The organism is Streptomonospora mangrovi, assembly GCF_027604915.1.
Taxonomy (GTDB): domain Bacteria; phylum Actinomycetota; class Actinomycetes; order Streptosporangiales; family Streptosporangiaceae; genus Streptomonospora; species Streptomonospora mangrovi.
This window is the reverse complement of record NZ_JAJAQC010000003.1, coordinates 171,322-184,383: the sequence shown is the minus strand read 5'-3', so window position 1 is coordinate 184,383 and position 13,062 is coordinate 171,322. Positions and strand designations below refer to the sequence as shown.

The window sequence follows — 13,062 nt, the reverse complement described above, 5'->3', positions numbered from 1 at the left end:
GGAAAACCCGGGCGGCCGCCGCGAGGCGCCCGGGGACCCCGTCCGGCCTGCGCGGTCGCCGGCCCGCCTCGGGGCACCGGGCAGCGCGTCAGCGCGGCCGCCGCAACCGCACCGTTTGCCCGCCTTGTCGCGCGCCGCGTTGTGTGTCACTTTCAAAGAGTGAGAGAGCGCTCTCTCGGCAACGGCGCCGCTCGTGGTCCCGCGCTCCTGCCGCCGCCCGCGCCAGGGCCGGCCGCAGCCGCGGAAACCCCCGTCATCCCCCATCCGCGAACGCAGGGAAGAGGCCCTACGTGCACAACGCTGAGACCGCCGCGACCCCTCGACCGATTCGGCGCAGACACCTGCGCGGCCCGCTCGCCGTCCTCGGCGCGCTGGTCTTCCCCCTCGCCGTGCTGACCACGGCCACGACCCCCGCCCACGCCGACGTGCCGCCCACCCCCCAGGGCTGGAACCTGGTGTGGAGCGACGACTTCAACGGTGCCTCCGGCAGCCTCCCCGACTCGGGGAAGTGGATCGTGGACACCGGCACCTCCTACCCCGGCGGCCCCGCCAACTGGGGCACCGGCGAGATCCAGACCTACACCGCCAACGCCCAGAATCTCGGCCTCGACGGGCAGGGCAACCTGCGCATCACGCCCCGCCGCGACGCCTCGGGCCAGTGGACCTCCGCGCGCATCGAGACCCGCAAGGCCGACTTCAAGCCCGCCGACGGCGAGACCCTGCGCATCGAGGGCCGCATCCAGGTCCCCAACGTCACCGGCGAGGCCGCCCTGGGCTACTGGCCGGCGTTCTGGGCGCTGGGCTCGCCCTACCGCGGCAACTACTGGAACTGGCCGGCCATCGGCGAGTTCGACATCATGGAGAACGTCAACGGCATCAACTCGGTGTGGGGCGTGCTGCACTGCGGGGTCAACCCGGGCGGCCCGTGCAACGAGACCAGCGGGCTGGGCGCCAGCCGGCCCTGCCCCGGCTCCACCTGCCAGTCGGGGTTCCACACCTACCGCTTCGAGTGGGACCGCGAGGGCTCCTCGGGCCAGTTGCGCTGGTACGTCGACGGCCAGCTCTACCACACCGTCAGCCAGAGCCAGGTCGGCGCGACCGCCTGGAACGACATGACCAGCCACGCCGGCTACTTCATCCTGCTCAACGTGGCGATGGGCGGCGCCTTCCCCAACGGCGTCCAGGGCAGCGCCACCCCCACCGCCGCCACCCAGCCCGGCCACCCCATGGTGGTCGACTACGTGGCGGTGTGGGAGAGCACCTCGGGCGGCGGGCCCACCGACCCCCCGGTTGAGGGCGTGGACGCCCGCTCCACCATCCAGGGCGAGTCCTACCAGGCGCAGTCGGGCACCTCGCTGGAAACCACCACCGACACCGGCGGCGGGCGCAACGTCGCCCAGATCGCCAACGGCGACTGGCTGCGGTTCGACGGCGTGGAGTTCGGTTCGACCGCCGCCCGCCAGTTCCGCGCCCGGGTCGCCTCGGGTGCGGCGCCGGGGGTGAGCGGCCTGGTGGAGGTCCGGCTGGGCAGCCCCACGGCCGCGCCGGTCGCCAGCTTCTCGGTGGCCAACACCGGCGGGTGGCAGAGCTGGCGCACCGTCCCGGCGAACATGAGCGGCGTGACGGGCACCCACACGGTCTACCTGACCTTCACCAGCGGCCAGCCGGCCGACTTCGTCAACCTGAACTGGTTCCGGTTCGCGACCTCCTAGCTGCGGCACCGCCGGCCGGCCGGGACCTCGGCCGGCCGGCGGCGGGGGCGGTCGGCGCGGCGCCGCCCGCCCCCGGATCTCACAGTCGCTGGAGGGCGTACAGCACCTGCTCCAGGGTCTCGCGCGGCGGCGGCCGGAAGCGGCCGGCCGGCGCGGGGCGGCGGGCGGCGACCCGGCCGGCGGCGAGCAGGTCGCCCAGCAGGGCCGTGACCACGCTCACCGGCAGGCCCAGCTCCGCCGCGACCTCCCCCACCGGGGTGGGGACGCGGCACAGGCGCAGGATGCGGGCGTGCTCGGAGGGTGTCCCGGGGGCGGGATCGCACACGCTGACGATCAGGGTGGCGGTGTCGAGGTCGCGCTCCGCCGTGCCGACGCGGCCGGCCGTGAGGGTGAACAGCCGCTCGGGGGATTCCTGTTCGAGGTAGCGCAGGGTCATGGCGCGGGTTCCCCGCCGCGCCGCGGGCCGGCCTCGGGGTCCGGACCGGCGGTGGCGGGTGTCGCGGCGCGCCGGGGCCGGGACGGCGCGCCGGGCGGGGGGTTCGGCGGCCGGGATCCGCCGGGGTCTGCGGTGATCATCGCGGTGTGGCACTCCTTCGTCGCGTGGTGCCCGGGGGCGGGCGGGAAACCGGGGGCGCCGGGGGTTGGGCGCCCGGTCGGCGCGGGTCAGCCGGCGGCGGGGCCGGGGCCGCCGGGGGCGCGGTGGAACGCGTGGCGGATGGCCGCGGACCGCTCCGGGTCGGTGCCGGGCTCGCTCGCCGGCTCCCACACGATCGGGTGCGCGGCGGCGGCCCACTCGCGCTCGGCGGCGGCGAAGGCGGCGCCGCGCCGGCGGCGGGGCAGGGGCGCGCGGGCGGCGGGCACCCCGCCGGGCGGGGTGTGGGCCGGCGGCGGTCCGGCGAGCGGGTGCCGGGGTGCGGCGGTGATCAGGGCGGCGGGGATCAGCAGGACGGCCTCGGTGCCGCCGCGCGCCGAGGGGCGGAAGCCGATCCGCAGCCCGTGCTCGGCGGCGGCCGTGCCGGCCACGGCCAGCCCCAGGCGGGCGCCGTTGACGGCGGTGAGGTCGTGCGGCGCGGCGACGGCGTCCTCGGCGCGGCGGCGCTCGCGGCCGCGCATGCCCCGGCCGGCGTCCTCGACGGTGACGGCCACTCCGGTGTCGCGCTCCTCGACGCGGACGTCGACCTCGGTGTCGGCGGGCGAGAAGACGGCGGCGTTGTCCATCAGCTCGGCCAGCGCCTGCATCACGCCCTCGGCCGCGCCGCCCTCGACGGCGGCGGTGCCGGCGCAGCGGATGCGCACCCGCCGGTAGTCGTGGATGCGGCCCATGGCGCCGCGCAGGACGCTCTCCATGGGGATGGGCGCGGGCCAGCGCCGCCCGGTGCGGCCGCGGGCCAGCAGCGCGAGGCCGTCGGCCACCCGCGCGGCCTGGGAGACCCGGTGGTCGAGTTCGAAGAGGTCGGCCATGACCTGCTCCTGGTCGCCGTAGCGGTCCTGGAGTTCGCGCAGGAGCGCGAGCAGGCCCGCGCACCCGGTCTGGAGCCGGGCCGCGGCGGCGGCGGTGGCGGCCAGGGCGCACCGGCCGCGCCGGTCGCCCTCGCCCAGGGCGGCGCCGACCCCGCGCACGAGCGCGCGCACGGCCTCGTGGCCGGTGCCCGCGCGCTCCAGCGCGGCGGCGACGGCGTCGTCGGCACGGGCGCCGTCGCGCCGGAGGTCGCGCCACAGGGTGTCGACGCCCTCGTGGGCGAAGGCGCGCAGGGCGCGCTCCAGGTCGGCGGCGCGCCGCCGGGCGCGGGCGGTCTCGACCCACAGCAGGGCGGTGGCGGCGAGGGCGGCGCACAGCAGCGCGCCCAGGGCCGCGCCCGCGACGGCGGCGCCGGGCGGGCCGTCGGCCACGGGAAGGGCCGCCCCCGACCACCACGCCGCGGCGAGGGCGGCCGCGGCGGCGCACACGGCGAGCAGGGCGCGGGTGCCCGGGGAGTCCGCGGGGCGGCGCGACGGTGAGCGGTGGGACACGCGTACTGGCATGGTCATGTCCTCGTCGGCGATGGGGGCCGGCCGGTCCCAGCCCGATAACGGACCCCGTGCCGCCGCTTTATACGGGGAGACGCGGAAAAGGCGCCGTTCTTGATTTAAAATTCAACGGACGAGGCGGAGGTCCGTGACTCACGGTAGCCCGTGCGGCCGCCCATGGCGCGGCAAATGGCGGAATCAGCGCCTTTCCCAATCCGGGACCGGGCAAATGCGCGGCGGCCGGATTGCCGGTGCCGTGGTCCCATATCGCGGTGAATTGCGCTCTCAACGCGCCTTTTCGTATTCGCACCATTCGCCCGTGGGATTGCACGCGGGGGCGGCGCGCCGCCGCCCTCCCCCACCCCCGCTGACCGGCGGTTTCGCCCCACGCGCCCGCAGTCCCGGCCGCACGCGCCCCGCACGCGCGGCCGCCGGGCAACGCGGAAGGCGCCGCGCGCCCCGGGAGGCGGCGCGCGGCGCGGGGGCCGCGGGCGGGTCCCGGCGGCGGGTCGCACCGGGGGCCGCGGCACGGATTCCGCCGGTGTCAGCCGGCCTCGGCCCCCGCGCCCGGGGCGGGGGCCGCGCGCGGGACGTCCATGTTCAGGACCTCCCACAGGTGGCCGTCGGGGTCGTGGAAGCTCCAGCCGTAGACGCCCGAGATCTCCTCGGGGTCGTTGGCGGGGCTGCCTCCCGAGGCCAGCGCCGCCCGCACGATCCGGTCGACCTCGGCGCGGCTGTCGACCGTCACCGCCAGGATCGCCTCGGCGGTGGTGGCGCTGTCGGCGATGCCCTTGGTGGTGAACGCCGAGAAGAAGGCGGGCCGCAGCAGCATGACGTAGGCGTTGTCGCCGACGACCAGGCAGGCGCCGTTGTCGTCGGTGAGGGCGGGGTTGAAGCCGAACCCCAGCGCGGTGAAGAACGCCACCGAGCGGTCGAGGTCGGCGACGGCCAGGTTCACGATCAGCGACGCGGTCATGGCCCGACGCTAGCGGCGGGCCCCGCGCCCGGTCCCCCGCCGCGGGGCCGCCGTGTCACCTCGACGCGCCGTGCCACCTCAGCGCAGGGCGCGGACGCGGTCGGCCGCCCAGGTGCGGAAGTCGCGCGCCTTGCGCCCGGTGACCCGCTCGAACACCGGGGTGGGGGTGTCGGGGGCGGCGAGCATCGCCGCCTGGCCCGCCAGGACGGACGCGCTCATGTCGCGCGGGTAGCCGGCCGCGACCATGCGCTCCACCGCCTCCTCCTCGGTGAGGACCCGGATGCGCAGCGGCACGCCCAGCGCCTCGGCGACGGCGCGGGCCTGCTCCTGCTGGGTCAGCGCCTCGGGGCCGGTGATCTCGTAGACCGCGCCGCCGTGCCCGTCCTCCACGAGCGCGCGCACGGCCACCTCGGCGATGTCGGCCTCGTGGATCAGCGCGCGGGACAGCCCGGGGTGGGCCATCGCCACCTCGCCGGTGTCGCGCAGCTCGGCGAACCAGGGGGCCACGTTGGCGGCGAACCCGCCGGGCCGCACGAAGGTCCAGTCGGCGCCGGACTCCCGCAGCAGGCGCTCGATCATCTGGTGGGAGCCCATGATGCCCTCGGCCGCCTCGCCGGCGCCGGTGTCGGGCACGCCCCGGGCCGACAGGTAGACCACCCGCCGCCCGCCCTCGGCCAGCAGCGGCACCGTGCGGTCGGCGGCGTGGTCGGCCGCCAGGGTCGGCCACAGCAGGAACACCGCGCCCGCGCCGGCCAGGGCCGGGCGCACGCTGTCGGGGTCGGCCAGGTCGCCGGCCACCACCTCCACGCCGTCGGGGAACGCGGTGCGGGCGGGGTCGCGGGTCAGCACGCGCACCGCCCGGCCCTCCTCCAGCAGCCGGCGCACCACGTGCCGCCCGACGTTGCCGCTCGCACCGGTCACCAGGATCAACTCGGTCGCCGCCATCGCAATGCCCACTCTCTCGTCCTCGGTCTGCAGGGGGCGGCGCGCCGGAACCGGGGACCCGGGCCGCGCCGCCCTCCGATCATGGGACCTCAAGCGGACTTGAGGTCAAGCCGAGGGGCGGGACCGCCGCGCCCGGGCGGCGTGCGCGCCGCGCGCGGCCAGGACGGCCGCACACGCCAGCGCACCGGTCATCAACCAGATCCAGGCCGTGGGCGCGAGGTAGAACAGGTGCGTCCAGGCGAGGTCGCGGCCGGCCGCCACCGGCGCGATGAGCCGGTTGACGGTGGCCGCCGCGCCGATCACCGCCGCGTAGGGCAGCAGCCGCAGGACGGTGGCCCACGCGGGACGGCCGCGCCGGCCCGCGACCCACCCCTGGGCGCGGCGCACGCCGCGCACGCCCAGGACCACCACGCCCGCCGTGAGCGCGGCCATCACCAGGTCCACCGCCAGCAGGGCGGTCGAGGCCGGGCCCGGCGGCTCCTCGCCCTCGGCCAGGGCGACCAGCCCGGCCGTGATGGCCTGGGCGTCGCCGCGCCCCAGCCCGGTGTTGGCCATGACCGCGATCCCGTATCCGCTCTCGGGCAGCAGCGCCTGGTAGGCGGTGTAGGTGAACTGGATGCCGCCGTGCTCCACCAGCGGGTTGCCGGCGGCGGTCTCGCGGACCTCCCAACCCAGCGCGTAGGCGTTGTCGGGGGCGTCGGCGGGGACGGTGTGGGTGGCCTCGATCCCCTCGGCCGACAGCACGCGCTCGCCCTCGGGGCCAAGGCCGCCATTGTGCTGCGCGATGAGCCAGGCGGCCATGTCGTCGGCGGTGCTGACCATGCCGCCGGCGCCGTTGTAGAAGCTCGTGGGCTCGCTGACGGCGAAGGGCACGCCGAAGGCGGCGATGTGGCCGGTGGGGGTGCCCGCCTCGAACACCTCGGCGGCCGTGTCGACGGTGACGGTGTCGTCCATCCCCAGCGGCGTGAAGACGTGGGCGTCCAGGTAGTCGGCGAAGGGCCGGTCGGCCACCACCTCCACCAGGCGCGCGGCGACGTGGAAGTTGGGGTTGTGGTAGCTGAATTCGGTCCCGGGGTCGGCGGTGATCTCGGCGGCGCGCAGCCGCTCGACGGCGCCGCGCAGGGAGCCGGGCGCGGGTTCGCTCTTCTCGCGGAAGCCGCGGTCGGACATGCCCGAGGTGTGGGTGAGCAACTGCTCGACGGTGATGTCGGCACCGCGCGGGTCGGCGGTGCGGAACTCCGGCAGGTAGTCGGTGACCGGCCGGTCCAGCTCCACCCGGCCCTCCTCGACCAGCCGCATCACCGCCAGCGCGGTGAACGCCTTGCTCACCGAGGCCAGGCCCATGGGCGTGCGGGCGGTCATCGGCGCCCCGGTGGAGTCGGTGCCGTACCCGGCGCTGACCACCACGTCCTCGCCCCGGGTCACGGCGACCGAGGCGCCGGGCAGCGCCGCGGAGTCGAGGTAGTCGGCCATGTAGGCGTCCACGGCTTCGGCGGTGAGGCCGCGCGGCCCCTCGGCGGCGCCGGGGGCATCGGCGAGGGCGGGCGCGGCCGGCGCCGAGGCGGCGAGGGCGGCGGTGGCGAGCAGGGCGGCCAGGGCGGGCGCGCGGCGGCGCGCCGCCCGGCCGGAATCGGGAGTCAGGGAAGCGAGCACGCCGCTCATCCTGGCCGCTCGCACCCGGTGCGGACCATCGGGCCGACCGCACACCCGACTGTGGTTTTCCCCAGGTGGGGACCTGGGGGCGGCCCGCACCGCCCGGTGCGGGGCCGGGCGCGGGCGGCGGTGCCCGCGCCGCCGCGCCGCGCCGGAAGCCGTTTTCGCCCGCGCCTTTTCCGCAAAGGCACCGGGCATTTCGGTCGGCGTTCGCGCGCGGCAAATGGAGAAACGCGAATTCCGGGCGGGCAACCAGGGAAAACCCCTAAGATGGCGAGCACCGGATCAGCAATTCGGCACCCCTGAGAATCGGTCGCGGCAACCCCTTTTTTCGCACCCCGGCCGATCGTGTTCGCGGCCGCCCGGATACAGCGGTCACCACGCCCCGGGAACCCCTCTCCCGCGCGCGCCCGCTCACCGGGCCGGCCGCCGCCTGCCCGAAAGGACGTCCATGCGTTTCTGTCCCGCGCACCGCCGGCCCGTCCGGCCCGCGCCGTCGACCGCCGCCCGCACCGCCGCCCGGCACTGGTGGTGGGCATGCGCACGGTAGCCGTTGTGGGGGCGGGGATCATCGGCGCGGCGGCGGCCTGGCACCTGGCCCGCCGGGGCGCCCGCGTCATCGTGCTGGAGCGCGCCGCCGCCCCGGCCACGGGCACCAGCGCCACCTCGTTCTGCCGCGTCTCGCCGTTCGGCCACCCGCCCGGCTCCTACTTCGAGTTGAACCGCGCCGGGCTGGCCGAGCACCACCGGCTGCGCGCCGAGGGCGTGCCAGGGTTCCACCCGTGCGCCACCCTGGTCTGGCGGGCCGACCCCGACCGCCTGCGCGCCGAGATCACGGCCGCGCGCGGCCACGGCTACGCGGTGTCGTGCCCGCCCACGGCGCAGATCGCGGCGTTCTCCGTCACCCCCTCACGGCGCCCGGCGCTGGTGGCCTACCTGCCCGAGGAGGGCTGGGCCGACCTCCCGGTGATGGCGCAGTGGATGCTGGAGCGGGCGCGCCGCCACGGCGCCGAGGTCCGCTTCCACGCCGTGGTGTCGGGGGTGCGCCGGAACGGCGACGGCGCCGTGCGCGGGGTCGACCTGGAGTCGGGCGCGCGCGTGGCGGCCGACGTGGTGCTCAACGCCGCCGGCGCCCAGGGCGACCGCGTGGCGCGGCTGGCGGGCGGGCCGCTGCCGCTGGCGCCCACCTCGGGGCTGCTGGTGGAGCTGCCGCTGCGCGGGTCGGTCCCGCTGATGCTGGTGACCCCCCGGGTGAGCGTGCGCCCGGCCGGGCCCGACTCCGTGCAGGCGCATTCCGACGCGGTCGACTCCCGGCTGGAGACCGCGCCGCTGGCCCGCCTGGTGGCCGACCTCTCCCAGCGGGCGGCGGCGCTGGTGCCGGGGCTGGCCGGCGCCCGGCCGGTCGCGGTGCGGGTGGGCGTGCGCGCCCGCCCGGCCGACCGCTACTCCAGCGCGGGGTTCCTGGCCACGGTGCCGGGCTACTACGAGGCGGTCACCCACAGCGGCGCCACGCTGGGGCCGCTGCTGGGCCGGCTCGCCGCCGAGGAGATCACCGGCGGACCGCGCTCGCCGCTGCTGGCGCCCTACTCCCCCGACCGGTTCCTGGCGGCCTCGCCGGCCTCCCCGGCGGTGCGCTGAGCCGCCGCGCCGGGCGCGCCGTGCGCCCCGGCCCGCCGGGTGCGGGCCGGGGCGGCGTCAGTGGGCGCTCAGAAGCCCTCGGTGGTGAAGTCGGCCAGCGGCCGGGGGAACAGCCCTTCGGCGGTGCCGGGGTAGAGCGCGAAGCGGGCGTGGCCGCCGTCGCCGGCGTGGGGGATCTCCAGGAGCAGGTCGGCGGTGCCGTCGCCGGTGTAGTCGCGCAGGGCGTGGACCGTCCAGGCGTCGGGGCGGTCCGCGTCGTCGGCGGGCAGGCGCAGGTCGGCGGCCCGGCCGCGGACGATGCCCTCGGGGCCACCGGGCAGCACGGCGATGGCGCGGGTGGCGCCGCGGGTGTCCATCGGGACCACGGCGTCGTCGTAGCCGTCGCCGTTGACGTCGGCCACCAGCAGGGTGTGGCCGAACCCGTCGCCGTCCTCGGCCCGGCCCGGCACGCCGGGGGTGGCGCGGGTGATCCGCGCGGGCTCGCCGCGCGCGAACCCCTCGGCGCCGGAGTAGACGTCGACGTAGCCGGGGTGCAGCTCGGGGTCGGCCTCGCCGAGCTGGTTCTCGTTGTTGGGCACGCCGTGCGCGGCGACCAGCAGGTCGGGGGCGCCGTCGCCGTCGACATCACCGGTGGCCAGCCCGTGGCCCGACGGGGTGGTGCCCAGCTCCTCGGCGGTGGGTCCGGTGCCCTCGGCGGAGGCCAGGACGGGGTGGGTGACCGGGGACTCGTCGCCCTCGCGCTCGCGCAGCAGGTCGACGGCGGCGTCGCCGTTGGCGTCGATGGCGGCGACGCGCTCGGAAAGGGCGTCGCCGGCGGGCGCGGACGGCAGGGGCAGGTCCAGCGCGGCGGCCGGCCGGCCCGAGCGCGCGAAGGGGCCGCGCAGGTAGGCGCCCTCAAGGCGGTCGGGGTCGGCGTCGAGGTGCAGTTCGAGCGCCGCGATGTCCAGGGCGCCGTCGCCGTCGAAGTCGGCGACGGCGGTGGTCGGCCCGTCCGCGTCGGAGGGGGAGTCGGCGAGCGCGCCGCCCACGGGCGCGGCCGGGCCCTCGGGTCCCTCGGGGCCGCCCCACACGATGTGGCCGCCGGTGCCGCCCAGGAGGAGGTCGGTGCACCCGTCGCCGTCGAGGTCGCCGGTGGCGCCCACACCCAAAGGAGCGGGGGCGCCGCCCTCCAGTTCCTCCTCGGGCAGGTCGAGGTCGGCGCGCGTGAGGACGGCGCGGTGCCGGGGGTCCAGCCCGGTCTCGCCGCCGAAGACGACGGCCACGTAGGGCTCGCCGACGTAGGGCTGGCCGCGCTGGCCGGCCAAAACCAGGTCGGAGTAGCCGTCGCCGTTGACGTCCACGGGGTTCTGGTCGCCGAGCCCGGGGGTGTCGCCGGGTGCGGGGGTCGCGGAGACGGCTCCGGGAGTGCCGTCGCCGGCGGGCGGCGCGGTGGGACCGGCCTCCGGCCCGGCGGCGCCCTCGCCGGCGGGGCCGCAGGCGGTGAGCAGGACCAGCAGCAGGCCGGCGGCGGGGGCGGCGGTACGGGGGCGCGGGCGGGGCGGGCGGATGGCGGCCTCCAGAAGTGGGGGACGCTGGTGGGATGCCCGCCATTCATTCCGGGTTTACCGGAACGGGTCTCGTTCCGGACACGACCCGGCGCCCCCAACGGGCGCGGGGGGCGCCCGCCGGCCGCCGCCACCCGCCCGGCCCGGCCGCGACCGGCGCCGATAGGCTGGGCCTATGGACGGGCCGCCCCGGCGGGGTGAGCGGCCCCAGGGTTTTCGGCCGGGCCGGGAGCGGCGGGAGGCGGGGCGGATGGACGCGCGCCAACTGGAGTACTTCCTGGCGATCGTGGACCACCAGGGGTTCAGCCGGGCAGCCGCGCGGCTGCACGTCGCCCAGCCCTCGCTGTCGCAGGCCATCCAGCGGCTGGAGCGGGAGCTGGGCGTCCCGCTGTTCCACCGCACGGGCCCCCGGGTGCGGCCCACCGCCGCCGGGCGGGCGATGGTGGAGCCGGCGCGGCAGGTGCTGCGCGGGCTCGACGCCACGCGCGCCAGCGTGGAGTCGGTCAAGGGGCTGCTTTCGGGCACGGTCGACGTCGCGGTCATGCCCTCCCAGGCGGTGGAGCCGCTGACCACCCTCGTCACCCGGTTCACCGCCGGCTTCCCGGGGGTGGCGGTGGAGGTCGCGCCGGTGTTCACCGCGCCCGAGGCGGTGGAGCTGCTGCGCGAGGGCGCGTGCGAACTCGCCCTCGTGGGCACCGGCGAACCGGTGCGCGCCGCCGGGGTGCGCGAGCACCCCCTCCAGACCCAGCGGTTCGTCCTGGTGGCGCCGCCCGGCGAGGACTTCGGCGGCGCCCGCCGGGTCGGCTGGCACGACCTCGACGGCCGGCGGGTGATCGCCGCGCCGCACGGCAGCCGCATGCGCCACCTGGTCGACCGCATGCTCGCCGCCGGCGTGGACCTGCGCATCGCCGTGGTGGCCGGGCACCGCGAGGCGATGCTGCCGCTGGTGCTCAACGGCGCGGGGGTGGCCGTGATGACCGAGGCGTGGAGCCGCACGGCCCGCAGCGGCGGCGCGCAGATGCTGGACCTGGACCCGCCCACGTGGGTGCGCATCGCGCTGCTGCACCGCGCCGACCCGCTCACCCCGGCCGCGGCGGCGTTCCGCGACACGGCCCTGGCCTTCGCCGAGGACGCCCGCCGGGCGTAGCCCGCACCCGCCGGTCGGACTCCCCGGTGGCGGCGCGGCGCGCTATAGGCGGCGCCTATCCACAGGATCGCCAAAGCCAGTTGGACACCCCGGGCGCCGGTCGCGTTGGATGATCTCCAGGCCCGCCCGACCCGCCCGGGTCCGCCCCCCGGCCGCCACCGACCGCACCCCACCACCACGGGACACACCCACCATGCGCATTACCCGGATCACCTACGGTGAGGCGCCGATCGCCTCGCGTATCGCCAACGCCGTCATCGACTTCTCCCGCATGACCGTCTCCATCGTCGCGGTGCACACCGACCTCGTCGTCGACGGCGAACCCGTCGTCGGCTACGGCTTCCACTCCAACGGCCGCTACGCCCAGTCGGGCATCCTGGCCGACCGCGTGCTGCCGCGCGTGCGCGAGGCCGCGCCCGAACGCCTCCTCGACCCCGGCACCGGCGTCATCGACCCCGTCGCGGTGCGCGCCGTGGCCATGGAGAACGAGAAACCCGGCGGCCACGGCGACCGCGCGGTCGCCGTGGGCACCCTCGACATGGCCATGTGGGACCTCGCCGCCAAGGCCGAGGGCCTGCCGCTGTACCGGCTGCTGCACCGGCGCTTCGGCACCGCGCCCGAACCCGCGTCGTCGGTGTGGGTGTACGCGGCGGGCGGCTACTACCACCCCGACAAGCCGATCGAGGGCCTCTGCCGCGAGATCCGCGGCTACCTCGACCTCGGCTACCGCGACGTCAAGATCAAGATCGGCGGCGCGCCCCTGGCCGAGGACCGCCGCCGCATCGAGGCCGTCCTGGACCTCCTCCCGGCGGGCTCGCGGCTGGCGGTCGACGCCAACGGCCGGTTCGACCTTCCCACCGCGCTGGAGTACGCCCGCGCCCTGACCGACTACGACCTCATGTGGTACGAGGAGCCCGTCGACCCCCTCGACTACCTCGGCCACGCGGCGCTGGCGGAGTCCTACCCCGGCGCCCTGGCCACCGGCGAGAACCTGTTCTCCGCCGCCGACGTCCGCAACCTCCGCCGCCACGCCGGCCTGCGCCCCGGCCTCGACGTCCTCCAGATGGACCCCTCGCTCAGCTACGGCGTGGCCGAGTACGCCGCCATGCTCGGCGACCTCGCCCAGGCCGGGTGGTCGCCCCGGCAGGTCTGCCCGCACGGCGGCAACCAGATCAACCTCGCCATGGCCGCCGCGTTCGGGTTCGGCGGCTGCGAGTCCTACCCCGAGGTCTTCCAGCCCTTCGGCGGCTTCGCCGAGTCCACCCCGGTCCGCGACGGCCGCGTGGCGCTCCCCGACGCCCCCGGCCTGGGCGTCGAACTCAAGCCGGTCCTGCACTCCCTGCTGCGCGAACACCTCCACTGACCCCACCCGTACCCGCGCCGGTACACTGCGGCGTCGTCCTCCTCAGCCACCGCCATGGGTCGGAAGCCGGTGCGGGC

General features: G+C 77.1%; 10 protein-coding genes. 4 read left to right on the top strand and 6 right to left on the bottom strand.

The features are described from left to right. Nucleotides 1-290 precede the first annotated feature (290 nt). On the top strand, nt 291-1,712 hold the full coding sequence (locus LG943_RS02345; protein WP_270070463.1) for a glycoside hydrolase family 16 protein: 1,422 nt from the start codon (nt 291-293) through the stop codon (nt 1,710-1,712). 79 nt (nt 1,713-1,791) lie between these two features. Here LG943_RS02345 and LG943_RS02340 read toward each other — a convergent pair whose 3' ends face one another. The 5 genes from LG943_RS02340 to LG943_RS02320 form a co-directional block, all read right to left on the bottom strand. Continuing rightward, nucleotides 1,792-2,148, bottom strand: coding sequence for a DUF742 domain-containing protein (locus LG943_RS02340; protein ID WP_270070462.1), 357 nt, complete (start codon nt 2,146-2,148; stop codon nt 1,792-1,794). A gap of 227 nt (nt 2,149-2,375) precedes the next feature. Continuing rightward, nucleotides 2,376-3,734 carry an ATP-binding protein gene (locus LG943_RS02335; protein WP_270070461.1) on the bottom strand — a complete coding sequence of 453 codons (1,359 nt, stop codon included), beginning with the start codon at nt 3,732-3,734 and terminating at the stop codon, nt 2,376-2,378. 529 nt (nt 3,735-4,263) lie between these two features. After that, nucleotides 4,264-4,695 carry a VOC family protein gene (locus LG943_RS02330; RefSeq protein ID WP_270070460.1) on the bottom strand — a complete coding sequence of 144 codons (432 nt, stop codon included), beginning with the start codon at nt 4,693-4,695 and terminating at the stop codon, nt 4,264-4,266. A gap of 78 nt (nt 4,696-4,773) precedes the next feature. Further along, nucleotides 4,774-5,652 carry an SDR family oxidoreductase gene (locus LG943_RS02325; protein ID WP_270070459.1) on the bottom strand — a complete coding sequence of 293 codons (879 nt, stop codon included), beginning with the start codon at nt 5,650-5,652 and terminating at the stop codon, nt 4,774-4,776. A 93-nt stretch (nt 5,653-5,745) separates the two neighbouring features. After that, nucleotides 5,746-7,293 carry a serine hydrolase domain-containing protein gene (locus LG943_RS02320; RefSeq protein WP_270070458.1) on the bottom strand — a complete coding sequence of 516 codons (1,548 nt, stop codon included), beginning with the start codon at nt 7,291-7,293 and terminating at the stop codon, nt 5,746-5,748. A 537-nt stretch (nt 7,294-7,830) separates the two neighbouring features. Between LG943_RS02320 and LG943_RS02315 the strand changes: the two genes are divergently transcribed. Beyond that, entirely contained in the window at nt 7,831-8,931 is a 1,101-nt protein-coding gene (locus LG943_RS02315) for an NAD(P)/FAD-dependent oxidoreductase (protein ID WP_270070457.1), read from the top strand. 68 nt (nt 8,932-8,999) lie between these two features. Here LG943_RS02315 and LG943_RS02310 read toward each other — a convergent pair whose 3' ends face one another. Continuing rightward, on the bottom strand, nt 9,000-10,271 hold the full coding sequence (locus LG943_RS02310; protein WP_270070456.1) for an FG-GAP repeat domain-containing protein: 1,272 nt from the start codon (nt 10,269-10,271) through the stop codon (nt 9,000-9,002). Nucleotides 10,272-10,725: 454 nt separating this feature from the next. Between LG943_RS02310 and LG943_RS02305 the strand changes: the two genes are divergently transcribed. Together LG943_RS02305 and LG943_RS02300 are read left to right on the top strand one after the other, a co-directional pair. After that, nucleotides 10,726-11,622 carry a LysR family transcriptional regulator gene (locus LG943_RS02305; RefSeq protein WP_270070455.1) on the top strand — a complete coding sequence of 299 codons (897 nt, stop codon included), beginning with the start codon at nt 10,726-10,728 and terminating at the stop codon, nt 11,620-11,622. Between the two features lie 193 nt (nt 11,623-11,815). Then, nucleotides 11,816-12,985 (top strand): enolase C-terminal domain-like protein, encoded by a 1,170-nt coding sequence (locus tag LG943_RS02300; protein ID WP_270070454.1) that lies wholly within the window; start codon nt 11,816-11,818, stop codon nt 12,983-12,985. The last annotated feature ends 77 nt before the right edge of the window (nt 12,986-13,062 follow it).

What these genes read in the sequence shown, in the direction of transcription:
- LG943_RS02340 (WP_270070462.1), bottom strand. Translation starts at nt 2,148, where the DNA reads ATGACCCTGCGCTACCTCGAACAGGAATCCCCCGAGCGGCTGTTCACC.
- LG943_RS02335 (WP_270070461.1), bottom strand. Translation starts at nt 3,734, where the DNA reads ATGCCAGTACGCGTGTCCCACCGCTCACCGTCGCGCCGCCCCGCGGAC.
- LG943_RS02330 (WP_270070460.1), bottom strand. Translation starts at nt 4,695, where the DNA reads ATGACCGCGTCGCTGATCGTGAACCTGGCCGTCGCCGACCTCGACCGC.
- LG943_RS02315 (WP_270070457.1), top strand. Translation starts at nt 7,831, where the DNA reads ATGCGCACGGTAGCCGTTGTGGGGGCGGGGATCATCGGCGCGGCGGCG.
- LG943_RS02305 (WP_270070455.1), top strand. Translation starts at nt 10,726, where the DNA reads ATGGACGCGCGCCAACTGGAGTACTTCCTGGCGATCGTGGACCACCAG.
- LG943_RS02300 (WP_270070454.1), top strand. Translation starts at nt 11,816, where the DNA reads ATGCGCATTACCCGGATCACCTACGGTGAGGCGCCGATCGCCTCGCGT.